Annotated in this window: 25 protein-coding genes and 1 pseudogene; 9 read left to right on the forward strand and 17 right to left on the reverse strand. The window is 73.5% G+C overall.

All coding sequences use genetic code 11. The features are described from left to right. Positions 1 to 47: 47 nt before the first annotated feature. From KIS93_RS07505 to KIS93_RS07535, 8 genes are all read right to left on the reverse strand, one after another. On the reverse strand, positions 48 to 344 hold the full coding sequence (locus KIS93_RS07505) for a winged helix-turn-helix domain-containing protein (RefSeq protein WP_080038747.1): 297 nt from the start codon (positions 342 to 344) through the stop codon (positions 48 to 50). Further along, on the reverse strand, positions 341 to 751 hold the full coding sequence (locus tag KIS93_RS07510; protein WP_080038748.1) for a hypothetical protein: 411 nt from the start codon (positions 749 to 751) through the stop codon (positions 341 to 343). The genes KIS93_RS07505 and KIS93_RS07510 overlap by 4 nt, the downstream gene beginning before the upstream one ends. A 36-nt stretch (positions 752 to 787) precedes the next feature. Then, entirely contained in the window at positions 788 to 922 is a 135-nt protein-coding gene (locus KIS93_RS67340) for a hypothetical protein (protein WP_268966957.1), read from the reverse strand. 3 nt (positions 923 to 925) lie between these two features. Next, positions 926 to 1099: a hypothetical protein gene (locus KIS93_RS07515; RefSeq protein WP_186403955.1), complete on the reverse strand. Its 174-nt coding sequence runs from the start codon at positions 1097 to 1099 to the stop codon at positions 926 to 928. 153 nt (positions 1100 to 1252) lie between these two features. After that, entirely contained in the window at positions 1253 to 2089 is an 837-nt protein-coding gene (locus KIS93_RS07520) for an NAD(P)H-binding protein (RefSeq protein ID WP_080038750.1), read from the reverse strand. Further along, a complete protein-coding gene (locus KIS93_RS07525; RefSeq protein ID WP_080046740.1) occupies positions 2086 to 2973 on the reverse strand; it encodes an alpha/beta hydrolase in 888 nt (295 codons plus the stop codon). Before KIS93_RS07525 ends, KIS93_RS07520 begins: the two co-directional genes overlap by 4 nt. Then, positions 2970 to 3374 carry a nuclear transport factor 2 family protein gene (locus KIS93_RS07530; protein WP_080046741.1) on the reverse strand — a complete coding sequence of 135 codons (405 nt, stop codon included), beginning with the start codon at positions 3372 to 3374 and terminating at the stop codon, positions 2970 to 2972. The genes KIS93_RS07525 and KIS93_RS07530 overlap by 4 nt, the downstream gene beginning before the upstream one ends. Before the next feature lie 83 nt (positions 3375 to 3457). Next, positions 3458 to 4357, reverse strand: a complete 900-nt coding sequence (locus KIS93_RS07535) for a helix-turn-helix transcriptional regulator (protein WP_080038751.1) — start codon at positions 4355 to 4357, stop codon at positions 3458 to 3460. A 69-nt stretch (positions 4358 to 4426) separates the two neighbouring features. Here KIS93_RS07535 and KIS93_RS07540 point away from each other — a divergent pair, with 69 nt between their 5' ends. Continuing rightward, complete coding sequence (locus KIS93_RS07540; RefSeq protein ID WP_080038752.1) at positions 4427 to 5194, forward strand: TetR/AcrR family transcriptional regulator C-terminal domain-containing protein; 768 nt, start codon at positions 4427 to 4429, stop codon at positions 5192 to 5194. Here the strand turns inward: KIS93_RS07540 and KIS93_RS07545 are convergent. Beyond that, positions 5142 to 6158 (reverse strand): helix-turn-helix transcriptional regulator, encoded by a 1017-nt coding sequence (locus KIS93_RS07545; protein ID WP_080038753.1) that lies wholly within the window; start codon positions 6156 to 6158, stop codon positions 5142 to 5144. The two genes, KIS93_RS07540 and KIS93_RS07545, sit on opposite strands and share 53 nt — an antisense overlap. A 90-nt stretch (positions 6159 to 6248) precedes the next feature. Here KIS93_RS07545 and KIS93_RS07550 point away from each other — a divergent pair, with 90 nt between their 5' ends. From KIS93_RS07550 to KIS93_RS07575, 6 genes and pseudogenes are all read left to right on the forward strand, one after another. Then, positions 6249 to 6671, forward strand: a complete 423-nt coding sequence (locus KIS93_RS07550; protein ID WP_080038754.1) for a VOC family protein — start codon at positions 6249 to 6251, stop codon at positions 6669 to 6671. 70 nt (positions 6672 to 6741) lie between these two features. Beyond that, positions 6742 to 7776 (forward strand): aldo/keto reductase, encoded by a 1035-nt coding sequence (locus KIS93_RS07555; RefSeq protein ID WP_080038755.1) that lies wholly within the window; start codon positions 6742 to 6744, stop codon positions 7774 to 7776. 4 nt (positions 7777 to 7780) lie between these two features. Next, positions 7781 to 8871 (forward strand): annotated as a pseudogene (locus tag KIS93_RS07560) (winged helix DNA-binding domain-containing protein). Positions 8872 to 8926: 55 nt separating this feature from the next. Next, on the forward strand, positions 8927 to 9535 hold the full coding sequence (locus KIS93_RS07565; protein ID WP_080038757.1) for a MerR family transcriptional regulator: 609 nt from the start codon (positions 8927 to 8929) through the stop codon (positions 9533 to 9535). 113 nt (positions 9536 to 9648) lie between these two features. Continuing rightward, on the forward strand, positions 9649 to 10800 hold the full coding sequence (locus tag KIS93_RS07570; RefSeq protein ID WP_080038758.1) for an FAD-dependent oxidoreductase: 1152 nt from the start codon (positions 9649 to 9651) through the stop codon (positions 10798 to 10800). A gap of 93 nt (positions 10801 to 10893) precedes the next feature. After that, entirely contained in the window at positions 10894 to 14037 is a 3144-nt protein-coding gene (locus KIS93_RS07575; protein ID WP_080038759.1) for an AfsR/SARP family transcriptional regulator, read from the forward strand. A gap of 74 nt (positions 14038 to 14111) precedes the next feature. Here the strand turns inward: KIS93_RS07575 and KIS93_RS07580 are convergent, their stop codons facing one another. The 4 genes from KIS93_RS07580 to KIS93_RS07595 all read right to left on the reverse strand — a co-directional run bounded on the left by KIS93_RS07580 (position 14112) and on the right by KIS93_RS07595 (position 18323). Next, a complete protein-coding gene (locus tag KIS93_RS07580; RefSeq protein WP_080038760.1) occupies positions 14112 to 15815 on the reverse strand; it encodes an alpha/beta fold hydrolase in 1704 nt (567 codons plus the stop codon). A gap of 65 nt (positions 15816 to 15880) precedes the next feature. Further along, positions 15881 to 16447, reverse strand: coding sequence for a TetR/AcrR family transcriptional regulator (locus KIS93_RS07585; RefSeq protein ID WP_080038761.1), 567 nt, complete (start codon positions 16445 to 16447; stop codon positions 15881 to 15883). A gap of 46 nt (positions 16448 to 16493) precedes the next feature. Continuing rightward, a complete protein-coding gene (locus tag KIS93_RS07590; RefSeq protein WP_080038762.1) occupies positions 16494 to 17072 on the reverse strand; it encodes a TetR/AcrR family transcriptional regulator in 579 nt (192 codons plus the stop codon). A gap of 9 nt (positions 17073 to 17081) precedes the next feature. Next, entirely contained in the window at positions 17082 to 18323 is a 1242-nt protein-coding gene (locus KIS93_RS07595; RefSeq protein WP_080038763.1) for a cytochrome P450, read from the reverse strand. A gap of 205 nt (positions 18324 to 18528) precedes the next feature. On the opposite strand from KIS93_RS07595, the gene KIS93_RS07600 reads away from it, so the two are divergent. Further along, the gene (locus tag KIS93_RS07600; protein ID WP_080038764.1) at positions 18529 to 19413 is read left to right on the forward strand and encodes an aldo/keto reductase; all 885 of its coding nucleotides are present in this window, start codon (positions 18529 to 18531) and stop codon (positions 19411 to 19413) included. Positions 19414 to 19425: 12 nt separating this feature from the next. Here KIS93_RS07600 and KIS93_RS07605 read toward each other — a convergent pair whose 3' ends face one another. After that, the gene (locus KIS93_RS07605) at positions 19426 to 19926 is read right to left on the reverse strand and encodes a MarR family winged helix-turn-helix transcriptional regulator (RefSeq protein WP_080038765.1); all 501 of its coding nucleotides are present in this window, start codon (positions 19924 to 19926) and stop codon (positions 19426 to 19428) included. 122 nt (positions 19927 to 20048) lie between these two features. Between KIS93_RS07605 and KIS93_RS07610 the strand changes: the two genes are divergently transcribed. Next, the gene (locus KIS93_RS07610) at positions 20049 to 21176 is read left to right on the forward strand and encodes an MFS transporter (protein ID WP_246005217.1); all 1128 of its coding nucleotides are present in this window, start codon (positions 20049 to 20051) and stop codon (positions 21174 to 21176) included. A 75-nt stretch (positions 21177 to 21251) separates the two neighbouring features. Here the strand turns inward: KIS93_RS07610 and KIS93_RS07615 are convergent, their stop codons facing one another. From KIS93_RS07615 to KIS93_RS07625, 3 genes are read right to left on the reverse strand one after another with little or no spacing between them, the layout of a single operon-like run. Next, positions 21252 to 22358 carry a Gfo/Idh/MocA family protein gene (locus KIS93_RS07615; RefSeq protein WP_222107314.1) on the reverse strand — a complete coding sequence of 369 codons (1107 nt, stop codon included), beginning with the start codon at positions 22356 to 22358 and terminating at the stop codon, positions 21252 to 21254. Next, positions 22348 to 23688 carry an MBL fold metallo-hydrolase gene (locus KIS93_RS07620; protein ID WP_080038767.1) on the reverse strand — a complete coding sequence of 447 codons (1341 nt, stop codon included), beginning with the start codon at positions 23686 to 23688 and terminating at the stop codon, positions 22348 to 22350. The genes KIS93_RS07615 and KIS93_RS07620 overlap by 11 nt, the downstream gene beginning before the upstream one ends. A 33-nt stretch (positions 23689 to 23721) precedes the next feature. After that, positions 23722 to 24402 (reverse strand): SDR family oxidoreductase, encoded by a 681-nt coding sequence (locus tag KIS93_RS07625; protein ID WP_080038768.1) that lies wholly within the window; start codon positions 24400 to 24402, stop codon positions 23722 to 23724. Between the last annotated feature and the right edge of the window lie 92 nt (positions 24403 to 24494).

Raw genomic sequence — 24494 nt, forward strand, 5'->3', positions numbered from 1 at the left:
GACCCGGAATGTCGGTGAGAAGGAGCAACACTCAGAGGTCCGAAGAGCTACACGCCCTCGACGATCTTGCGGAGTGCCGCGCAGTGGGTGGCGAAGGCCGCCCGCCCTTCGACGGTGATGCTGAGCCACGTGCGGGGGCGTTTGCCGACGTATCCCTTGGTGGCTTTCACATAGCCGGCGGCCTCCAGGATGGTGACCTGTTTCGAGAGCGCGGAAGTCTCGATCTCGACGAGGTCGCGGATGTAGCGGAACTCGGCCTTCTCCGACGCGGCGAGAGCCGCGACAATCGCGAAACGGATCGGCGAGTGGATGACTTCATCGAGCTCGTGGCGTGGATGGCTCATCGCCGGACCTCGACGTAGGCGCCGATGAGCCCGGGGATGGCCACCACGAGCGCGCCGGGCAGCCACCAGGCCAGGTTGCCTTCGAACCACGCGGTTCCGGGGAACAGGACCGCGAGGTAGAGGGCCGTCCAGCTACCGATGATCAAAAGGTGCCGCCGGGTGAATCCGGCCCTGGTCACCGGCTGCTTGAACGCATAGACCACCAGCCCTGTGAGCGCAGGGGCCCAGATGGCCATCGAGGCGATAGCGCCCACGGGACCTGGATTCAGACCGATCACGAGCACCACGAAGAACGCGGCGACGCTGTAGAGGACGAGAAACCGCCCGTACCACTGCGAGCGTTGGCGGACCTTCGCGCCCAGCCCGTCCGCGTGAGCGAGTGCCGCGGCCGCATCACGTTCCCTCATGAGTTCAATCTAGACAACTAGTTGCAGATCTTGCAACTAGTTGCCGAAAGTGCACCGGGCCTGTTCCAGCGCGGTGGCGCCGGGTATGTGCGCCAGCGGCGTCCGCTCGTGCGTGAAGCGCTCGCCGATGGTCTGGGTGCGCATCCGGATCCGGCACTGCTCGTCATTCACGTCTCACTGGTCGATCAACGCGTTGAGCTCACTGATCGAGGCGACATCGGGGACGGGCACCAGGTGGTCGCGGCGGAACCAGCCGATCTGGCCCTCCACGCCGCCCTTCTCGTGCGCGCCGATCAGCCCGAGACGGCAAGAGAAGGCGTCGAAGCCGGCCCAGCCACGGAAGGCCACCCACCGCTCCGACTCCACCCGGTGCGGGAAAAGCCGCCCCGGGCGGGTGGCTCTGCTCGATGAAGACGCTCCAGCAGCCGGTCGAAGATGCGCTCGGGAGTGTGCCGCTGCTCAGCGACATCACCTCGCAGGGGAAACGATCGCTCTCACATGTCACCGACACAACGTGAAGGCCGTGCGATGGGCGAGGGCCCACTGGCGGAACGTGCGGGGCGGTGTCCCCGTCACCTCCTCCACCGTGGGGTAGATCTGCGACTCGTCCAGCGTCCCGTCGCTGTAGAAGCTGAAGAACGCCCGGATGTACTCCTCCGGCACCCGCCCCGTCATGTCGGCCCTGGCCTCCTCGTCCGTCAGGGCGTGGAAGCGCAGCTCGCGTCCCAGCACGTCGGCCAGGACGGCCACCCGCTGCGCGGGCAGCAGCCGCTCGGGGCCGCTGAGCGGGTAGGCGCGCCCCTCGTGGCCGGGGTCGAGCAGGGCGCGGACGGCGACGGCGGCGATGTCGTACGGGTCGACGGAGGCGATCGGCACGTCACCGAACGCGTCCGCGACGACGTCGCCCGTCCGGAGCTGCGGCAGCCAGCGCAGCGTGTTGGACATGAACGCGTTGGGCCGCAGGAACGTCCAGGCGAGCCCCGATTCCCGCACGGCCGTCTCCGAGGCGATCATGTACTGCGAGACGGCGTTGCGGGTGTCCTTCGAGACCGCGGCCAGGCTCGACAGCAGCACCACCCGCTCCACCCCGGCCCGCCTGAACCGGTCGAGCAGCCCCGGCATGTCCCGGTATCCGGGCAGCAGGAACACGCCGCGCACGCCGTCCAAAGCGGCATCGAGCGAGCCCGGCTCGTCCAGATCGCCGACCGCCTGCTCGACCGCGTGCTCGGGAAGCTCGGTACGCGCCCGGACGAGCGCCCGCGCCGGCTGCCCCGCCCGGACGAGCGCCCGCACGACCTCGCCGCCGACGTTCCCGGTGGCTCCGGTGACGAGGATCATCGCAGCGTCCTGCCGAAGTGCGCGGCGACGGCGTCCACGGCGACGGTGACCTGCGGCTCGGTATCGTAGAAGTCGAACTGGGTCCCTTCGGTCCACAGCAGGTCCTTCGGCCCGGCCAGCCCGGCGTGGAAGCGGCGCGCCCCGTCCGGGATGGCGGCGTTCTCGCTGTGCACGAGGAGGGTGGGCTGGGTGATCTGCGGGGCCGACGCGATGGAGTCGTAGGTGAGCCAGTCGGGCCACGCCATGACGGCGAAGCGGTTGGGCCAGGCGGGGATGCCGCCACGGTCCGGGTTGAGGTAGAAGTCGATCTCGTACGGCATGGCGGCGCGCGGGTCGGTGGCGCTGACCACGGGCACGTAGTCGACCTCGCCGGTCTCGTCGTACCGGGACCTGGCCTCCCGCCCGATCTTGATCTTCTCGGCCACCGCGGCGGCGCCGCCGTAGGCGTCCTCGCAGATGGCGGCGTCATGCAGCCACGGCGCGACCAGCGCGAGCGAGCGCACGCGCGGGTCGCCGGCGGCGTTGCCCGCCATGTACATGGCGGCCGCGCAGATGCCGAGCGCGCCCAGCCGGTCGCCGTGCACGGCGGGGTGGGCGGCCAGGAAGGTGAGGGCGTGGTGGATGTCGCGGATCTTGCGGGCGGGGTTCTCCACGTCCCGCGGCTCGCCGCCCGACTCGCCGAACCCGGTGAAGTCGAACGCCAGGGCCGCGTACCCGCGCTCGGCCAGCCGCCGCGCGTAGCGGTCGGCCATCAGCTCCTTGACGCTGGTCCAGGTGCCGGCGACCACGACGCCGGGCGCCGGCCCGGCCTGGTCGGGCAGGTACAGGTTGCCGGCGAGGGTGACGCCGTCGCTGTCGAAGCTCACTTTCAGCAGGTCGCTCATGGCCGGCCCTCGCTCCACACGGCGGTCATCACGACGCCGCTGATCCGCCAGCCGGCGTCCGTCCTGGTCAGGTCGAAGCGGTAGGTGCCGCCGAGCGTCCACGAGGTGTCGTCGGGCTTGCGGTGGGTGGCCTGGAAGGAGGCGGTGCACACGGCCGTGTCGCCGTCGAGGGTGACCAGGTGGTTGCCGAGCAGGTGGTGGGTGGCGCGGTAGGCGCCGAGCGCGTGCTGCCAGCCGTCGATGATCTGGGCCGGGGTGAGGGTGGCGGGCTCGCCGCCGTTGAGGCTGGTGTAGTCGAGGGTCACCTTGTCGGCGAACACCTCGGTGAGCCTGCTCCACTCCCGCTGGTCGGTGTGCCAGGCCATGCGGGTGCAGGTGTCGATCACGTCCAGTCGATCCATGCGGCCCAGCATGGCGGCGCGGGGCGGGGGCGCGGGAGACGGAGAGGTTGCAGGCCCGGCTGCAGGAACCTGCACCCGGCGGTTCACAACCAGCCGCGTTCCTTGGCCAGCAGGGCCGCCTGGAAGCGGGTGGCGGCGCCGAGCCTGGCCATCAGGTCGGCGACGTGCGCGCGCAGCTTGCGTACCGAGATGTGCAGCGCGCGGGCGGCGGCGTCGTCGGTGTCGTGCCGGGTCAGGGCGTGCAGCACCTGCTGCTCGATGGGGGACAGCGGCAGCTCGTCCAGGTCGCGGGCGCGCTCCCACATGCCGTCGAGGACGTCGGCGAGCATGGCCACCACGCCCCGCTGGCGGATCTGCAGCGCCCCGGCGGCCGGGTCGGCGGGATCGGCCTGGACGAACGCGACCGCCCGGTTGACGACGGCGAGGCGCCGGATCGGCTCGGTGGTGACCCGGTGCAGGTCGCCGAGGGCGTGCCGGGCGCGCGCGTGCTGCTCCTGGCCGGGGTCGGCCAGGGCGCGGGCGGAGAAGAGGGTACGGCTGCGCAGGCCGCGCGCCAGCAGGCCGCCGGCCGGGACGTCGCCGCCGTCGTGCGCGACGGCCCGCTCCTTCAGGTGCGTGAACTCGCCCGGCTCGTCGTGCAGCAACAGCCGCATGCGGCGGTGCACGGCAGGACCGTCCGGCAGGTGCTCGACCATCTGGACGGGCCGGCCGCTGCGGTGCTCCTCGGTCAGCTCGGTCAGGACGTCCCAGGCCAGGCTGAGCTCGGCCAGGCGGCGCTGGGTGTGCTCGATGCGCCGGCGCACCAGCAGGTCGACGGCCACGGCGGGCGCGGCGGCGTTCAGCGCGTCGTCGAGCAGGCCCAGCGCCCGTAACTCGGTGACGGCCGGGCAGCTCGGATCGAGCGGCACGCCGGGGTCGCGCAGCAGGCGGCGGTAGAGCTGCTCCTGCTCCGCGGTCAGCCCGAGGCTGGCGAGACCCGTCATCGTTCCCCCAAGACACCATAACTCCGTACGGGATACAGTGTATAACGTACGGAATTACAGGGAGGGACGATGGGGTCCGACGACGACCTGCCCACGGTGGTGGCGCGGATGTGGGGGCGGGAGCCGGCTTCGCGCCGGGGCCCCCGCCCCGGCCTGACGCTGCGGCGCATCACCGACGCCGCGATCGCGATCGCCGACGCCGAAGGGCTGGCCGGCGTGCGGATGAGCAGCGTGGCCGCCCGCCTCGACGTCTCCACGATGTCCCTGTACGGCTACGTCACCAGCAAGGACGACCTCCTCACCGCCATGGTGGACGCCGCGGCCCCCGACCCGCCGGAGCCGGGCACGCTCGCCTGGCGGGACTACCTGACCCGGTGGACCCGGGCGCACCGCGACTTCCTGGCCGCCCACCCGTGGCTGCTGGAGGTCTCGCCCCTCACCCCGCCCGTCGGGCCGCGCACCCTGCGCTGGCTGGACCGGGCCCTGACCGTGCTGGGCGGCGCCGGCCTGGGCGGGGCGGAGGCGGTCAACATCGCCTCCACCCTGTCCGCGTACGCCGTCAGCGCCGCCACCCTCCAGACCGCCATGAGCGGCACGGTCGACGAGGCCGGGCCGGAAGGGCCCGCCGGTTACACGGCGCTGCTCGCCCGGCTCGTCGATCCCGGCGGCTACCCGGGGCTGGCGGCGGCCATCGAGTCGGGGGCGTTCGGCGCCGCGCCCGACTGGGTCGAGGACGCCGACTTCACCTTCGGCCTGACCCTGCTCCTCGACGGCATCGAGGCGCTCATCGCGCGGCGTCGGCGAAGCGCCGGGCCAGGTGCGCGAAGGCGGCCTTGAGCTCCGGCGGGCCGACGACCTCGATGTCGGCGTCGAACCTGCCGACGGTGGCGGCCAGCCCGGCCCACGACCACGAGCCCAGGACGAGCCGGCAACGGTCCGGCCCCAGCTCCTCGACGACCCCGTCCCGGACATAAGGGGACACGGCGGCGGCGGGCAGCCCGAGGATCACCTCCCCCCGACAAGGCCAGCCGCCCGATCCGCCGGGACCCTCCGTGCCGCCGGAGCCCGCCGAGCCGCCTGATCCGCCCGGCTCCGTGGAGCCGAGGAAGCGGCCCGCCACGAAGGCGGCCACCGTGCCTCCGGGCAGCTCGCGCGGCGCGAACCGGGGACCGGTCGGGGTGCGGGGGGTGATCCGGTCGGCGCGGAAGGTGCGCCAGTCCTCGCGATCCAGGTCCCAGGCGACGAGGTACCACCGCCCGCCCCACGTGACGAGGTGGTGCGGCTCCACCCGGCGCGGCGGCGCGTCCTCGTCCTGGGTGGCGTAGTCGAAGCGCAGCACCTCGCGGGCGTGCACGGCGGCGCTGAGCGCCACCAGCACCTCGGCGCCGAGCTGCGGCTCCGGCCGGAGCGTGGGCCGCTCGACGGCGGTGACCTGGAGGGTGTCGATGCGGTGGCGCAGCCGGGCGGGCATCACCTGGCGGACGGTGTTCAGGGCGCGGGCGGCGGCCTCCTCGATGCCGGCGCCGCTGGTGGTGGCCAGTTGCAGCGCGACGGCCAGGGCGACGGCCTGCTCGTCGTCGAACAGCAGCGGCGGCAGCTCCGAGCCGGCGCCCAGCCGGTAGCCGCCCTCGGGCCCCTTGAACGTCATGATCGGGTAGCCGAGCTCGCGCAGCCGCTCGACGTCGCGGCGCACGGTGCGCGGGCTGACGTCCAGCCGCTCCGCCAGCAGCGCCCCCGGCCAGTCGCGGCGGGTCTGGAGCAACGAGAGCAGCGCCAGCAGCCGCGCTGAGGTCTTCGGCATGGTTTCCATCGTGCCCGAAGTAGAGGCCACACCCTGTCCGCTACCCCTGCGACCGTAGGTCCCGCAAGCCACCGATGACAGGAGCCATAGATGTCCGTCGAATCCGTCCTGCACCTCAACTTCCGTGGCGAGGCCCGCGCGGCACTGGAGTTCTACCAGTCCGTGTTCGGCGGCGACCTCGCCGTCGTCACCTACCAGGACCTCGGGAACGTGCCGGACCCCGCCGACGCCGACCATGTGACGTGGGGCCAGGTGCGCGCCGCCAACGGCTTCCACGTGATGGCCTACGACGTGCCCTCGGGAACGCCGTTCGAGCGGGGCGAGAAGTCGTTCTTCCTCTCCCTGCGCGGCGACGACACCGAGGAGGTCACCGCGTACTGGAAGAAGCTCTCCGAGGGCGCGACCGTCGTGCAACCGCTGGGCCCCGCGCAGTGGGCGCCGCTCTACGGCATGCTGAAGGACCGCTTCGGGGTCATCTGGGTCGTGGACGTGGCGAGCGGCCATCACGCGTAGCGCTCCGGGCGTGGTGCGGGACACGCCCGCGCCACGCGTCCCACCTGCCTTTCCGAAGGGAACCACCAGCATGAGAACGCGCCCCCTGGGGCGGACCGGGATCCAGGTCAGCCCCTACTGCCTGGGCACCATGATGTTCGGCGGGGCCGGCAACCCCGATCACGACGACTGCGTCCGCATCATCCACCGCGCCCTGGACGCGGGGATCAACGTCATCGACACCGCCGACGTCTACGCCGGCAGCGAGAGCGAGGAGATCGTCGGCAGGGCGCTGCGGGGCCGCCGCGACGACGTGGTGCTCGCCACCAAGGTCAACGGCCGGATGGGCGAGGACCCCAACCGGGCGGGCAGCTCCCGGCGCTGGATCGTCGCCGAGGTCGAGCACTCGCTGCGCCGCCTGCGTACCGATCACATCGACCTCTACCAGATCCACCACCCCGACCCGCGCACCGACATCGAGGAGACCCTTGCCGCGCTGACCGACCTGATGGCGGCCGGCAAGGTGCGCGCGATCGGCTCCTCCAACTTCCCGGCCTCGGAGATCGTCGAGGCCCAGTGGGTGGCCGAGCGGCGCGGCCTGGCGCGCTTCCGCACCGAGCAGCCGCCGTACTCGCTGATCAACCGGGGGGTCGAGCGGGAGGTCCTGCCCGTCTGCGCGCGGTACGGGATGGGCGCGCTGGTGTGGAGCCCGCTCGGGATGGGCCTGCTCAGCGGCCGCTACCGCAAGGGCGGCCAGGCGGAGCCGCCGCGGCGCCGGATGGCGTGGGTGCCCCGGCACATGACCGACGAGCGCACGCTCGACACCGTCGAACGGCTCGCCGTGCTGGGCGAGGAGGCCGGGATCCGGCTCGCGCACCTGGCGATGGCGTTCGTGGTCGGCCACCCGGGCGTCAGTACGGCGATCATCGGGCCGCGCACCATGGAGCAGCTCGACGACCTGCTGGCGGGCGCCGGCACCGTGCTCGGCGACGACCTGCTCGACCGGATCGACGAGATCGTGCCGCCGGGCGCCGACGTCGGCCCGCTCGACGTCGCCTACGACCCGCCGGCCGTCACCACGGCCGCGCTGCGCAGGCGTCCGGTCTCCGAGCGGGCCGCGGCGTGAGGCCATGACCGTTCTCACCACCCGGGCGCTCAACCGCGCGACGCTCGCCCGGCAACTGCTGCTCGACCGCTCCGGCCTGCCGGTGCTCGACGCCGTCGCGCATTTGTGCGGGTTGCAGGCGCAGGAGCCGCAGGAGCCGTTCGCGGGGCTGTGGTCGCGGCTGCGCGGCTTCGACCCTGCGGCGCTGTCGGGCCTGCTCACCGGGCGGGAGGTGGTGCGCACGCACCTGATGCGCCGGACCGTGCACCTGGTGACCGCCGCCGACGCGCTGGCCTGGCGGGCCCGCCACGACGCCATGCTGCGCCAGCGCGTGCTCGGGACGTACCGGCGCGAGCTCGACGGGGTGGACCTCGACGAGCTCGCGGCGGCGGGCCGCGCGGTGATGGCCGACGGCGAGCCGCGCTCGATGAGCGGGCTGGCGCGGGCGCTCGCCGCCCGCTGGCCACAGGCCGGGGTGCGGGCGCTGGGGAGATGCTGGTGGCCGCGCTCGTGCCGATGGCGCAGCTCCCGCCGCGCGGGGTGTGGCGGGTGAAGGCGGGCGTGCGCAACCTGCCGCTGTCGGCGTGGCTGGGCCGGGAGATCGACCCGCCGGCCGCCGACGGCTCCGACCCGGTGGGCCAGGCACTCGTACGCCGCTACCTGGCCGCGTTCGGCCCCGCCGCCGCGGCCGACCTGCGGGCCTGGTGCGGCCTGGCCGGGCTGCCCGCCGCGGTGGCCGCAATCCGCGAGGAGCTGGTCACCTTCCGGGACGAGCGCGGCCGGGTGCTGCTCGACCTGCCCGGCGCGCCACTCCCCGACCCCGACACCCCGGCCCCGGCACGGTTCCTGCCCGCCTTCGACAACGCGATCCTGGGCTACCACGACCGCGGCCGGATCATCGACGACGCCCACCGTGGCCTGTCGGTCGCCGGCGCCCGCGTGGTCCTGGTGGACGGCCGGGTGTCGGCGACCTGGACGGTCGAGGAGGGCGCCGTGTCCGTCGTGCCGCTGCGCTCCTTCTCCCGGGCGGAGCGGGAGGCGGTGGCCGAGGAGGGTCGGGCGCTGGCGTCGTTCCTGTCGGACGGCGACAGCGACCGCGTGCGGCTCGTCACCTAGACGGCCGGAACGGGCGGCTTGACCCTCACGCCGCGTCAGGCGACACAGTGGACACATGACCGCACAAGAGCACACCGTCGGCGCGATCGCCGAGCTGACCGGCGTCTCGGTCCGCACCCTGCACCACTACGACGAGATCGGCCTCCTGGAGCCCGGCGAGCGCAGCCCGGCCGGTTACCGCCTCTACTCCGGCGACGACCTGCGCCGGCTGCAGCGCATCCTGTTCTACCGCGAGCTCGACTTCGACCTCGACACGATCGGCGCGATCCTCGCCGACCTGGCCCGTACCGACGCCGACCGGCTGCGGGAGCAGCGCGCGCTGCTCGCCGCGCGCGCCGAGCGGCAGCGGGCCATGGTCGCCGCCATCGACAAGGAGCTGAACGCGCGCAAGCTCGGCCTCAGCCTCACCCCGCAGGAGCGGCTGGAGATCTTCGGCAGCACCCGCCTGGAGGACAACGCCGCCCGCGCGGAGGAGCAGTGGGGCGGCTCCGAGCTGTGGCGCCAGCGGCAGCGGCGCGCGTCGGCCTACTCGGCGGACGACTGGGCCGAGATCCGCGACGAGCAGGCCGGCATCCACCAGCGGCTGCTCGACGCCATGGCCCCCGGCCTGTCCCGCTACGTCCACGACGCCATCATGGCCAACGCCGACCGCTCCCGGAGCTGAGCGGGATCACCCCGGACGTGATCGGGCCCGCGTGACCGCACCCGGATCGGGGTCCGGCGATCATCGCCCCTAAGCTCTACAGTTAGTAGTACTACTAGCCGTAGGGGATGCGGATGCGTGTACTCATCGCCGGAGCCGGCCTCGCGGGCGTGGCGGCGGCCAGGGGGTTCCTCGCCGCCGGGCATGAAGTCACCGTGCTGGAGCGGTCACCGGCCTTACGCGAGACCGGATGCGCGATCATGATCTGGCACAACGGCACCACCGTGCTCGACGATCTCGGCGTCCGGATGGACGGGGCCGGGCAGCGCCTGGAGGCCATCGAGGTGCGCAGCTCACGGGGCCGCCGGGTGATGGTCATGGACCTCGAACGGCTGGCCGCCGAGTTCGGCGCCCCCGTGGTGTCGCTGCCCCGCCGCCTGCTGCTCGACCGGCTCGCCGAAGGGCTGCCGGAGCACATCTACCGGTTCGGCGCCCGCGTCACCGGCCTGCACGACGACGGCCGCACCGTACGGGTGCGGACCGAGGACGGCAAGGAGCACACGGGCGACCTGCTCATCGGCGCCGACGGCGTGAACTCCCAGGTCCGCACGGCCCTGTTCGGCGCGCAGCCGGCCCGCCCGACCGGCACCGCCACCTGGCAGGGCCTCGTCAGGCCCCCGTTCGACCCCGGCAGGCGGGCCCTGATCTTCCTCGGCCCCCACGGCGACTTCGGCATGAACCCCTCCGGCGACGGCACCCTGCAATGGCTGATCGACTTCCGCCTGCGCCCCGGCGAGGCCCGCCCGAGCCCGGACGTCGCGCTCGCCGCGCTCCGGCGGCGCTACGCCTCGTGGGGCTCGCCCGTCCCCGAGCTGCTGGACGCGCTGTCGGACAAGGACCTGGAGCTGTTCCCGCACCGCCGGCACCGGGCGCCGCTGCGCTGGGGACGCGGCCGCACCGTCATGATCGGTGACGCCGTGCACGCCATGCCGCCCATGCTCGCGCAGGGCGCCGGGCAGGGCCTTGAGGACGTCGCCGCGCTGCTGCGCGCCCTGGCCGGCGCCCGGTCGTCCGACCCGGCCGCGGCGCTGGCCGCCTACGAGCGGAGCCGGCGGCGCCCCGCCCTGCTGGCCTCGCTGCTGGCCACCCAGGCCGTCGCGACCGGCGGGCCGCGCGCGGCCCTGACCCAGAGCGAGTGGGCGATGCGCGGCGCCGTCGCCATGCCCGCCGGCCTGGGCACCTGGATGCTGCGCGGGCTCATCCGCGGGGTGAGCAGCAGGCTCTGAGACGGTAACGATCCGATGAAGGCCGCCGGTGGACGCGGGCCGCGACCGGTAGGCGGTTCGTCGGGAGTCGTCCGGTTCGGCACAATGTCGGATGTGCAAGTCGGACTGCTGGGACCGTTCGAGGTCCGCGATCAAGATGGGGCCGTCATCGAGGTTCCAGGGGTTCGGCTGCGTGCGCTGCTCGCCGCCCTCGCCCTCGAACCCGGCCGGATCATCACCCGTTCCAGGCTGGTCGACTGGATCTGGGGGGAGCAGCCGCCCGCGGACGAGGTCAACGCCCTCCAGGCGCTGGTGTCCAGGCTGCGCAGGGTGCTGCCGGACGGCGTGATCGGGGCCGACTCGGGCGGATACCGGCTGGCCGTGCCCCCCGAGGCGGTGGACGCCGCCCGGTTCGAGCAGCTGATCGCCCAGGCCCGCGGCGCCGAGCCGGCCGCGCGGGCGGAGCTGCTGCGCTCGGCCCTGGCCCTGTGGCGCGGCACGCCCCTGGCGGACATCGCCCTCCAGGGCAGCGACGTGTTCGACGCCGTCGTCACCCGGCTCGAAGAGCTGCACGTGGCCGCCCTCGGCGACCGCGTGGACGCCGACCTGCGCCTCGGCCGCGGCTCCGAGCTGGTGTCCGAGCTGACCGATCTGGTCGCCACGTACCCGCTGCGGGAGGGGTTCGTGGCCGCGCTGATGCGGGCGCTGGCCGAGGCCGGGCGCGCCAACGAGGCGCTGACCCTCTACCAGCGCACCCGCGAGCGGCTGGCCGAGGAGCTGGGCGCCGACCCGTCCGCCGAGCTGTCCGCCCTGCACACCGCGCTGCTGCGGGGCGAGCTGGGCGAGCGCGCCGACAACCGCAGGACGAACCTGCGCGCCGAGCTGACCAGCTTCGTCGGCAAGGACGACGACATCGCCACCGTCGCCGGCCTGGCCATCAAGCACCGGCTGGTCACCCTGACCGGGCCCGGTGGCTCCGGCAAGACCCGGCTGGCCACCGAGACCGCCCGTACGATGCTCGCCGAGCTGCCCGACGGGGCGTGGCTGGTCGAGCTGGCCTCCGCCCGCGCGGGCGGCGAGCTGGCGCAGGCCGCGCTCACCGCGATCGGCGTGCGCGACCAGGCCCTGCTCGGCAACGCGCGCGGCGGCGACGCGACCGAACGGCTGGTCACCGCGATCCGCGACCGCTCGATCCTGCTCATCCTCGACAACTGCGAGCACCTCATCGAGCCGATCGCGACCTTCGCCGACCGGCTGCTGGGGGAGTGCCGCAACCTGCGCATCCTCGCCACCAGCAGGGAGCCGCTCGGCATCACCGGGGAGGTGCTGTGGCAGGTCGAGCCGCTCGCGCTGCCCGCCCCCGCCGCCGACGCCGCCGAGACCGGCGCCTCACCCGCCGTGCGGCTGCTGCGCGACCGCGCCGAGCTGGTACGCAAGGACATCGGCTCCGACGCCGCCACCCTGGCCACCATGGCGCGCATCTGCCGCGCGCTCGACGGCATCCCGCTGGCCATCGAGCTGGCCGCCGCCCGGCTGCGCACCATGACCGTCGACCAGCTCGCCCGCCGCCTCGACGACCGCTTCCGGCTGCTGACCAGCGGCAGCCGCACCGCTCTGGCCCGGCACAAGACGCTGCGCGCCGTCGTCGACTGGAGCTGGGACCTGCTGTCCGAAGGCGAGCGCGGCGTGCTGCGGCGGCTGTCGGTCTTCTCCGGCGGCGCGAGCCTCGAAGCGGCCGAACGCGTCTGCGGCGAGGAGACCCCCGACGGCGAGCCGGTCCTCGACGTGCTGACCGCGTTGATCGAGAAGTCGCTGCTGGTCGCCGACGGCGAGGACGCCCCCCGCTACCGCATGCTCGACACCATCAGGGAGTACGCGGCGCAGCGGCTCGACGAGGCCGGCGAGAGCGAGCGGACGCGCCGCGCCCACCTCGCCTACTTCGTGGAGCTGGCCGAGACGGCCGAGCCGTACCTGTTCCGGGGCGAGCAGCTCGAATGGCTGGCCATTCTCAACGCCGACCACGACAACCTCAACGTGGCCGTGCGCGGCGCCATCGCCGAAGGATGGGCCGAGGAGGCGATGCGGCTGGTCGCCGCCGCCGGCTGGTACTGGTATCTCAGCGGCTACCGCGCCGAGGGCGCCGAGCTGGCCGTCGCGGCGGCCTCGCTGCCGGGCGAGGTGCCCGACGAGGTACGCGCCAGGGCCTACTTCCTGGTCACCATGTTCCTGTCCTCCGGCGTCAGCGGCGACCAGTACCAGGCGCGCGACTGGATCCAGGACGCGCACCGGCTCATCCAGCACGGCGGCTACCACCACCCGCTGCTCGGCTTCATCGAGCTGCTGGCGAGCATGCTGCAGGGCCCCAAGGACTTCCTGCCCGCGCTGGAACGGCTCATCGCCGACGACTCCCCCTGGGTCCGCGCCCAGGCCCGGCTCACCCGCGCCCGCTTCCGGCTCACGCTCGGCGGCGACACCACCGACGTCGACAGCGACGCCGAGATCGCCCTGGCCGAGTTCCGCACGCTGGGTGACCGGTGGGGCGGCTCGTTCGCGCTGACGTTCCTCGGCGACCGGCTCGCCATGCGCGGCGAGTTCGCCCGCGCGTGCGAGCACCTTGAGGAGGCCAGCACGGCGCTGGCCGAGATCGGCGCGGCCGAGGACGTCGTCGGCCTGCGTGCCCGGCAGGCCCAGCTCTACTGGCTGCTCGGCGACGAACGCGCCAGCGCCGCCGCCCTGGCCGAGGCGCAGCGCCGCGCCGACGCCGTCGCCTGGCCCGACGCGCGCGCCGAGCTGGCCCTGGCCAAAGCGGAGCTGGCCCGCTGGCGCGGCGAGGCCGCCGAGGTGCGTCGGCAGCTCGACACGGTGCAGGCGACGCTGGGTGACATCAAGCTGCACCCCACCGTCCACGCCAAGGCCATGGACCTGCACGGTTACGTCACCGAGGACCTGGAGCAGGCCCGCGCGTACCGGGCTGAGGCGTTCCGGGCCGTCGCCCAGGGCGAGTTCCCGCCGCAGGTCGCCGACGTGCTGATCGGGCTCGCGGACCTCGCGCTGCGGCAGGGCCGCTACGAGCAGGCCGCGCGGCTGCTCGGGGCCAGTGACAGCGTGCGCGGCACCCCCGACCGGACCAAGCCGGACGTCGCCCGGATCGCCGGCGGGGTGCGCGAGCACCTCGACGAGAACGCGTTCGCCGAGGCGACCCGTGCCGGTGCGCAAGAGGACTGGCGTCAGCTGGCCGAGGCCACGCTCGCCTCTTGAGGCGGCGCGTCGGGGCTCGGCCGGTTCGACGGTTCCTCAGCGGCTCGCCTGGTTCCGCCTCTTGCGGTGGCGGGTCAGCGGAGGGCGGCGGCGAGTTCGTCCGGATGGGTGAGCTGCGGGTAGTGGCCGGCGCCCGCGATCGTGGTGACGGGCCGGTCCACCGGCACGGTCAGCGGGTCGGCCGACCCCACCACGATCTCCACCGGCACGTTCACCCGGGTCAGCAGCTCGCGCAGCTCGTGGCGCACGGCGTGGGCGGCCCGCAGCGCGGCGACCACCCGGCGGGCCTGGCCGGGGCGGGAAAGGTCGGCCGCCGCGGCTGCGACGGCCGGGCCTTCTGGGACGCCGAGCGTGGCGGCCAGGTGGGGCGCGGACATGCGCCGCAGCAGGAGCGCCGCCGCCCGCGTCCGCGACAGCCAGGGTGACGGCGCCTGGAGGAACGCCGGAGCGACCAGCACCAGCCGCGCCACCCGCTCCGGATGCGCCGCCGCGTAGCGGACGGCGGGAACGCAGGCCAGCGAGTGCGCCACGAGCACCGGCCGGGCTCCGGTTTCTGTTCCGGACAGCAACTCCGCCACCCAGTCGGTGACGGGTGCGTGAGCCGGGCCTGACCTGCCCAGTCCCGGCAGGTCGGCGGTCAGGACGGGGCCGTCGAGCCGGTCGGCGACCTCCCGCCACGAGTCCGAGTCGAGCGGCAGCCCGTGCAGGAGGACGTGAGCGGGCCGGGCGCGGTCGCCGGTGATCCAGGTCGCGGTGCCCGCCACCCGCTGGTAGCCGTAGGGGCGGGGTGGGGCGGTGGTGGTGCCGAAGCGGGTAGCCACCAGGTCGTCGGCCCAGGTGCGCAGCGCCGTCTCGACCGGTGGCGGGCGCAGCCCCATGCGGCCGGCGAGGGCCTCGGCGGGCCCGGTGTCGTACCGGTCGGTGGACAGGAAGGACAGCGTCTCGGGATCGGCCCGGGTCAGGGCGCGGGGCAGGCGGCGCAGCAGCCCCACCGGGATCGTCCGCCGGGGCGCCCGCACCCCCGTGTGCGCGGCGAGCAGCTTGATCAGCTCCGGCAGCACCGGCGTGCGGTCGTCGAGGAGCCAGTACGCCTCGCCCCGGCCGCCGTCCTGCTCCGGCAGCCCGGCCAGGAAGGCGGCCAGGTAGGCGGCGTCCACGACGGGCACGAACACGTCCCGCCCGCCCGGCACGGCGGGCAGCCGCCCGCGCCACAGGTCGGCCACCACGGACGCCAGCCCGACGAACTGGCCCGGCCCGATCACGGTGGAGGGGTTGGCGACGCTCAGCGGGACGCCCCGCTCCCGCGCGCCCGCCCGCACCGCCGCGTCCCCCTCCACCTTCGACGCCTCGTACGCACCGAGCCGCCGGTAGTCAGGCGAGCCACCGCCGGCGCCGCTCACCCGGTAGCCGCTGACGTGCACGAGGCGGCGCAGGCCGGGCCGGGTGGCAGCCCAGTCGAGCACGTGGAGGGCGCCGGTGACGTTCGTGGCGCGGGCCTCCTCGACGCTCAGCCCGAACGCGTACCTGCCCGCGCAGTTGTAGACGTCGCGGACCTCCTTGAGCGCATCGGGCGGCAGGCCGAGATCGGGATGGGTGATGTCGGCGCGGACCACCGACAGCTTGTCCAGCGGAACCTCCTGGCCGGACAGCCAGGCGGTGAGCGCGTCACCGCCGCCCCGGACGGCGGCGGCCACGGTGCTGCCGCGCCGCAGCAGCTCCGCCACCAGGAAGCGCCCGATGAAGCCGGAGGCGCCGAAGACGATCGAGTCGGGTTCCATGACACTCCAGGTAGACCGATCTACATATTTTTGAGGCATGCATATGGGCACGCGGGCGTCCGATGTCAGCAAGCGAGCAGAAGCGCGGCGCTCCTGGCCGCCCGATCGAGCGGCTCCCGGCTGCGCCGCGCCCGCGCCAGCAGCAACGCCCCTTCGACCAGCGCCAGAACGGTGGTGGCCACATCCTCGGCGCCCGGATGCCCGTCGGCGACCAGCCGCTCCCGCAGCGCGTCCTCCCACGAGTCGTACACTTCGGCGCACACCTGCCGCAGCGCGTCGTGCCCGGCCGCCATCTCCAGCGCGACGGTGGCCACCGGGCAGCCCTTGCGCCAGCCCGACCCTTCGAGCCGGTCGCCGAGCAGCGCGATCACGCCGGCCACCAGCGACGGCGCGTCCGGCGCGGTGTCGGCGAGGTCGCGCATCGCCTGGCCGAGCTCCCGCCCGGCCCGCCGCAGCGTCTCGGTGACGAGCTGGTCTTTGCCGTCGGGGAAGTGGAAGTAGAGCGACCCCCTGGGCATGCCGCTGGCGGCGATCACCTGGTTGAGCCCGGCGCCGAAGTAGCCGCCCGCCTCGATCAGGTCCTGCGTGGCGTCGAGCAGCCGCCCGCGCGTCTCGTCACCCTTGCGTCCCATGCTCGAAAAAATAGACCAGTCTGTATATTCTCGCAACCCGGGAGGGTCACGGGGCGAGCCACTTCCGGGCAAGGTCGCGTACCGCCTCCAGCCAGCGCTCGCGCTGCTCGCCCGCCGCGATCGCGTCGGCGGCCCCGTGCAGCACCGTGAACAGGATCGTGGCCGTGACGTGCGGATCGACCGGGCGGAACGCGCCGTCGTCCATGCCTCGCCGCAACGCCTTGGCGATGGCGGCGATGGTGTCGAGCCGTCCTTCGTCCGTGGCGTCGGCGGCGGAGTGGAAGACGGCGGCGTGCAGCCCGCCCGGCCGGGAGATGTCCTCGATGGCCGCCGCGCACTCGGCGTCGAGCGTGGCCCACCAGTCGATCGGCTCGGTGGTCTCGGCGAGCCGGTGGAAGCGGTCCACGTACTCGCGCAGCACGCGCTCGCGCACGGCGGCGAGCATGTCCTCCCAGGAGGAGAAGTAGACGTAGAAGGTGCCCTTGGCGGCGTCGGCCTCGGCCGTGACGGCCTGGACCCAGTTCTTCACGTCCTGGCCGGAGCGCAGGAGCCGGATGGCGGCGTCGATGAGCTCGCCGCGCCTGGCCTCGGGTGAAAGGCGCCGGCGGCTCCTGGAGGTGACCACCGCACCAGGCTAGCGACCCCGGGCGCCGTGCTCGACCAGCAGCTCGCCGACGCCGCGCAGGTTGATGTGCTCCCGGTACGGCGGCGGGTCGGCGACGAGCCGCGGCTCGCGGACCCGCCGGGCGAACGCGGCCAGCGCCACCCGCCCTTCGAGCCTGGCCAGCGGCGCGCCGAGGCAGAAGTGCGGCCCGGCGCTGAAGCCCAGGTGCCGTACCTGGTCGCGGCGCGGGTCGAAGCGGTCCGGGTCCGGGTTCGCCGCCGGATCCCGGTGGGCGGCCGCCAGCAGCAGGATGACCAGGGCGCCCGCCGGCGCCTGCGCCGCCCCGACCGTCAGGTCCTCGCGGGCGATGCGGGCGGTGAGCTGGACGGGCGGGTCGTAGCGCAGGATCTCCTCGACGACCGCCGCCGCCGTGCCGGGATCGGCGCGCAGGGCGGCCAGGTGCGCGGGGTGGCGCAGCAGGGCGAGCACGGCGTTGGCGATCAGGTTGACCGTCGTCTCGTGCCCCGCCACCAGCAGCAGGACGATCGTGGAGACCAGCTCGTCGTGGCTGAGCACGTCGCCGCCGTCGCGGGCCGCGAGCAGCTCGGAGATGAGGTCGTCGCGGCGGGGGCTCCTGCGCCGCTCGGCGACCAGCTCGTTGACGTAGCGGTGCAGCTCGACCACGCCGCCCGCCCACAAGTCCTCGTCGCCGGGGAAGGAGAAGCCGTCGAGCTGCCGGGTGAGCTGGGCGGACCAGTCACGGAACAGCCGCTCGTCCTCCTCCGGGACGCCGAGCAGGTGGCAGATGACCGTCACCGGCAGCGAGTAGGCCAGGCCGGACACCACGTCGAAGGTGTCGCGCTCGCAGGCGCGGTCGAGGAGGTCGTCCACGAGCCGGGTGACATAGGGCTCCATGCGGGCCACGGTGCGGGCGGTGAAGGCGCCGCTGACCAGGCGCCGCAGCCGGGTGTGGTCCGGCGGGTCCATGGACAGGAACCACGGCTGCCGCACCGAGGCGGGCGCGTCCGGCGGGAACGGGTCGCGCTCCCGCGCGGCGTCGAAGTAGTGGTGCCGCTCGGCGCTGAGGCGGGGGTCGCGCAGCAGCGTCTCGCAGTCGCGGTAGCCCGGCACGACGAGCGCGGACATCTCCTCGATCCACACCGGGCCGAGGTCGCGGAACCGGGCGTAGGTCGGGTACGGGTCGGCTCTCGACGCGGGGTCGAGGAGCCGTCCGACGAGGTGGAAGCCGGGGGACGTGGTCGCGGTGGACATCGGCACTCCTGGGGATGGAGGTTATTGACCTGAGGTCACTATTGTTGACCCGAGGTCAGTATGTCAATGGAGGTGCCGGGAACCTGCTATCGTTACGAACGTCGCTGAGCCTTCCCGGCCGGATCCCCTTCCGCCCCGGGGAGGCTTTTTTCATGCCCGCATCCGGGCTGGAAACCTCCCCTTCGCACTGCCGTGAGGAACGACCATGACCACATCCGCGAGCGCAGGCACCTGGAAGCTCGGCGACCTGACCGTCAACAGGATCGGGTTCGGCGCCATGAGGCTGACGGGCCGCGCCGCCTTCACCGATGACGTCTCCGGTGACCGTGAACGCTCGATCGCCGTGCTGCGCCGGGCCGTCGAGCTGGGCATCAACCACATCGACACCGCCGCGTTCTACTTCTCCCCGCGCCTGTCGGCCAACGAGCTGATCAACTCGGCGCTGGCCCCGTACCCGGACGATCTCGTCATCACCACGAAGGTCTGGCCCGCCAGGACCCCGTCGGGGGACTGGTGGTGGGCCACCCCCGAGCAGCTGCGCGGCCAGGTCGAGGAGAACCTGCGCCAGCTCGGCCGCGACCACCTCGACGTCGTGAACCTGCGCGTGCCGCCCAGCGAGCGGACCGGCTCGATCGCCGAGCACTTCGGCGCGCTGGCCGCGTTGCGCGACGCCGGCCTCATCCGGCACCTCGGCGTCTCGAACGTCACGCCCGCCCAGCTCGCCGAGGCCGTGGCCATCGCGCCGGTGGTGTGCGTGCAGAACCCGTTCGGCATCGGCGCGCCGGCCGGGCAGCGGGAGCTGCTGCGGATCTGCGGCGAGCAGGGCATCGCCTTCGTCCCGTTCTTCGCGATCGCCGGCACGGGCCGCGAGGCGGGCGCGGTCGCCGCCGAGGACGAGACCGTCCTGGCCGTCGCCCGCGCCCACGGGGCCACGCCCGCCCAGATCCGGCTCGCCTGGACGCTGCGGCAGGGCCCGCACGTGCTGGCCATCCCCGGCACCGGCAACCCCGCCCACCTGGAGGAGAACGTGGCGGCGGGCGCGCTGGCGCTGTCCGAGGACGAAATGGAACGCTTGTCGTCCATCGGCTAGCGGCCGCCGGGGTCACTCCTGCGCGGTGTCTCCGAGCGCTTCGAGCAGGCCGCGCAGCAGCCCCGCGAGCTGGTCGCGCTCGCTCACCCCGAGCGCGGCCAGCAGCCGCGCCTCGTTCTCCACGTGCGGAGCGAGCAGCTCGTCGATCTTCGCCAGCCCGTCGGCGGTCAGCCGGACGCGGATCGAGCGCCGGTCCTCCTCATCAGGCAACCGCTCGACCAGCCCCTTGGCCGCGAGCCGGTCGATGCGGTTGGTGATGGCGCCGGAGGTCACCATGGCGGCCCGGTTGAGCATCCCGGCCGTCAGCTCGTACGGCGGCCCCGACCGCCGCAGCGTGGCCAGCACGTCGAACTCCCACCGCTCCAGCCCGTGCGCGGCGAAGAACTCCTTCAGCTCCCGATCCAGCACCCGCGCCAGCCTGCTGACCCGCCCGACGATCCCCATGGGCCAGGCGTCCACGTCGGGACGTTCGCGCCGCCACTGCTCCAGGATCAGGTCCACCACATCACCCAACGGGGTCTTCCTTCCTCTCAACACTCACTATCTCAACGTTCATTTATTTGACGTCGAGCTTCCCTCGTGGTGTTATTTCAACGTTGAGATTATCAACGCGGAAGAGAATCAGAGGAAAGAACGTGCCCTCACAACCCGCGCACGCGCACTCGGCCCTGCGGGGCTGGGCGGGCGTCGCCGCCATCACGGCGAGCTTGTTCGTCTTTCTCACCACCGAGCTCATGCCGGTCGGCCTGCTCACCCCGGTCAGCTCCAGCCTGCACATCTCGGTGGGCGTCGCCGGGCTGATGGTCACCCTGTACGGCGTCTCGGCCGGCCTCGGCGTGCCGTTCATCGTGGCCTGGACCAGACGCGTCAACCGGCGCGTGCTGCTGTCCGCGCTGCTGGTCATCCTGACCTTGGGCAACTGCGTCACCGCGCTCGCGCCGACGTTCCCGCTGGTGCTGACGACCCGGCTGGTCATGGGCTTCGCCAGCGGCGTGTTCTGGGCCATCGGCGTCAGCATGGCCATGCGGCTGGTCCCCGAGCGGCAGGCGAGCAGGGCCGCGGCGGTCGTGATGTCGGGCATCTCGATCGCCGCGGTCGTGGGCATCCCGCTGGGGACCGTCCTGGAGAGCCTCACCGACTGGCGGGCCACGTTCCTCATCTGGAGCGGGCTCAGCGCGCTCGTGCTCCTCGCCGTGGCCACCGTCGTCCCGTCGCTGCCCTCGGCGAACGCGGTGCCGGTCAGGGAGGTCTTCGTGCTCCCGCTCAGGAACGTGCCGCTGCGGCTGGTGCTGTGCACGGTCGTGCTGTTCGTGCTCGGCCACTTCGGGGCCTACGCCTTCGTCCGGCCCTTCCTCGAGGCGCACACCTCCGCCGCGCCCGCGTTCATCACCATGGTCCTGATGATCTACGGCGTCGGCGGCGCCATCGGGAACTTCGTCGCCGGCCACACCGTGAACAGGAGCCTGCGCGGCAGCTTCGTCGCCGGCGGCGCCGGCCTCGTGCTGTCGCTGCTGGCGCTGCTGGCCGTCGGCCACACGCAGGCGGGCTCGATCGCCGCCCTCGTGCTGTGGGGCGTCTCCTTCGGCGTCGTCCAGCTGTGCCAGGTCAACATGACGCAGGCGGCCGCCCCGACACCTTCGAGGCCGCCATGTCGCTCAACACCATGGCCTACAACACCTCCATCGCGATCGGCGCGCTCATCGGCGGGCTGTTCGCCGACCACCTGGGAGTCACCAGCGTCGTCTGGTTCGGGGTGGCGCTGACGGTGGCCTCCCTGCTGCTCACCCTCGGCACCGGCCGCCGCGCCGCCACGCCCCGCGTCCCCGGCGGGGAGCTCGTCAGCCGGTAGCGCCGGAGATCCGCTCCGGGCCGCCGCTCGCCGCCGACCGCTCGATCGCCGCCAGTACCCGATGGTGGCGGGCGGCGGCGTGGAAGTCGGGGTCGGCGGGGCGGCCCTCGGCGATCGCCCGGGCGAGGTGCCGGTAGAGCGCCGCCACGTTCGCCGCCGGCCCGGCCGCCGGATCGAAGGGGACGGTCCGGTACGCGTCCGGCACCGTCAGGCGCTCGCCGTCGTCCGAGCGGATGTCCCAGTCGGTCCAGTGCAGGAAGGCGCCCGGACGCGGGTTGGTGATCGTCAGCGTGCCCGCCGAGCCGACCAACTTGACGAAGAACCCGTCGGGGCCCTGGCTGCCGCCGTACACCGCGACCGAGGCGGTGACGCCGCCGTCGAGGAGCCCGTGCAGCAGCACCTGGCCGGGCACCCGGTTGGGGATCGTCCGCCCGGTCCCGGCCACGATCACCTCGTCGTACAGGCGGGGCAGCCGCGCCGTGACCTCCACCAGCCGGCCCGCCAGCCGCTCCAGCACCGGCAGGAAATGGCCCGCCATGATCGTCAGCACGTTGGTGCCGCCCGCCGGGTCGGTGCTCCAGGCCAGCTCGGCGGGGATGGTCGCGCCACCCAGCACGGCGCCGGACGCCACCATGATCGCCGACTCCAGCCGGCCGATCCGGCCGCCGGCGACCAGGTCGGCGACGAACCGTACGTCCGGAGAATGGCAGCCCTGCAAGCAGACGGCGTGCACCACCCCCGCCGACGCGGCCAGCCCGGCCAGCTCGGCCGCCTCCGCGTGATCGACGGTCAGCGGCCACTCCGACAGCACGTGCTTGCCCGCCTCCAGGGCCGCCTTGATCAGCTTGGCGTGCTCGGGCGCCCTCACCGACACCACGACCAGGTCCACCTGGTCGTGCGCGATGAGCAGGCCCGGGTCCGCGAACGCCAGCGGCACGCCGTACTCGGCCGCCACCCGGTCCGCGCTCTCCTGGCGGGTCGTCGCGACCGCGGTGATCTCGTACTCGGGCAGGGCCGCCAGGGCGGGCAGGTGCGCGTTCCTGGCCCACCCGCTGGCTCCCACGACTCCGGTCCTGATCATCATCTCACCTCGCATAGGTCAGCTCCGCCCTGGTGATGGCGGAGCCGCTGACAGTGAAGGCGTAGTACGCCTCGAAGCCGCCCTGGCCGCCCGGGGCGAAGCGCACCAGGAGCCGCTGGTGGCCGGGCCGGCTCTCGGCCACCTTGACAACGGTCAGGCTGCCGCCGATCACCTCGGCCCGCGCCCACTCACGGATCGCCGCGCGCCCCTGGAAGCGCCGCCCGACGTCCACCAGCTCCGCGTCCTCGGCGAACGCGCCGGCCAGCGCGTCGAGGTCGCGGCCGTTGACGGCGGTGACGTAGGCGTTCACCGGCGCGAGCAGGCCGCCCTGCTGGGACTCCTGCTGGGGCTGGTCCGCGCAGGCGGCCGGCGTCTTCGCGGGATCCTCGGCCGACAGCTCGCGCCCGACGGCCTTGATGTTCTCCTGCACGATCGTGGGCAGGTCCGCGACCGGTGGCCGGCCGGGGTAGGCGCGCTCCAGCGCGGCGGCGATCGACTTCTGCTCGCCGGCGCCGACCGCCTTGCCGTCGGGCGAGTCCGCGGCGACGGCCGGCCGCACCAGGGCGCGGAACGCCTTGAGGTACTGGCGCTGCTCGTCGATCAGCGCGCGGGCGGGGCTGGCGGCGCCGTGTCCCGGGTACATCGTCCTGGCCGCCGGGAAGCGCGTACCGAGCTGGTCGAGGACCTGCAGCCAGCCGCAGCTCGTGCCCTCGATCAGCGCGGGCGTGACCTTGCCGGTCGCCAGGTCGCCGGAGAACAGCTCGCCGGTGTCGGGGCGGTAGTAGACGTCCGCGACGTCGGACTCGCCGTGCGTGAACGTGGCCGTCTCCAGGCGCAGGCCGCCGACCTGCAACGGCGTGCCGCCCTCGAACGTGCGGTCGGCGTAGGTGAGCCGGGCGGGGAAGGCCGGGTTCGCCGAGCGGGCCAGCGCGTAGAGGCCGCGCTCGTCCTCCCGCATCGTCTTGTCGGTCGCCGTCGACGCGTAGACGGGCGCCTGGGGGAACGCCTCGTGGAAGGCGCCCGCCCCGCCCACGTGGTCGGGGTGGGAGTGGGTGAGCAGGATCGCCGCGACCGGCCGGCCGGTCTTCCTGATCTCCGCCACCGCCTTTCTGGCGTCGTCCGGCGTGCGCAGCGTGTCGACGAGGACCAGGCCGTCCGGCGCCTGGATCCAGTACGTGTTGACCGAGCCCGGGTTGGACGAGGCGTAGCGGCCCGGCGCCGCCTGCGACGCGGCCGGTTCCGCCCGCGGCGCGGGTTCGCCGTCGTTCGAGCAGCCCGCCAACGCTGCGATCAGGCATGCGGCGGCGAGGCTTGCGGCGATCGGACGCCGCGATATGTAGTTCATCGGAGAGCTTTCATGAGGTGTTCGGATGGGCGTTCACCAGGGGAGAGGGCGGCCGTCGCGGAAGAACCCGCCGGTCGGGCCGTGGTCCGGCAGCGTGGCCGCCCAGACGACGCCCGCCGCGCCCTCGGAGACGGGGCGGCCGCCCGGGCCGCCCATGTCCGTCGCGACCCAGCCCGGGCAGATCGCGTTCACCAGCACGCCGTCTGCGCGCAGCTCCGCCGCCAGCATCCGGGTCAGCGCGTTGAGCGCCACCTTCGTGGTGTTGTACGCCGGGGTGCCGCCGCCCATGTTGGTCAGCGAGGCGGCCTCGCTGGAGACGTTCACGATCCGGGGGTGCGCGCTCTCGCGCAGCAGCGGCAGCACCGCCTGGACCAGCCGCCACGGCCCGTACAGGTTCGTCTCGGCCGCCTCGCGGACCACGTCCAGGTCGGCGGACGCGGCGTTCTGCCAGGTGTCGTAGGTGATGGCGGCGTTGTTGACCAGGATGTCCAGCCGCCCGTACCGCTCGGCGACCGTCGCCGCCGCCTCCGCGACGTCCTCCTCGGAGGTGACGTCCAGCCGCAGCGGGACGACGTCACCCCCGAGCTTTCCCGCCGCGGCCTCGGCCGCCTCCGGCGAGCGGGCGGTGAGCAGGACGGTGTGGCCGAGCTTCGCCAGCTGCCGGCAGACTTCGAGGCCGATGCCACGGTTGCCGCCGGTCACGAGAGCGATCATGCGTCACCCGTCGCGGGCTGCCCCGGCCCTACTTTCATGATCGCCGGGCGATCCTGCGTGGTGCTCATGCCCGCCATCCTGGCGTCGCGCTT

This window comes from [Actinomadura] parvosata subsp. kistnae, assembly GCF_900323885.1.
GTDB lineage: Bacteria > Actinomycetota > Actinomycetes > Streptosporangiales > Streptosporangiaceae > Nonomuraea > Nonomuraea composti.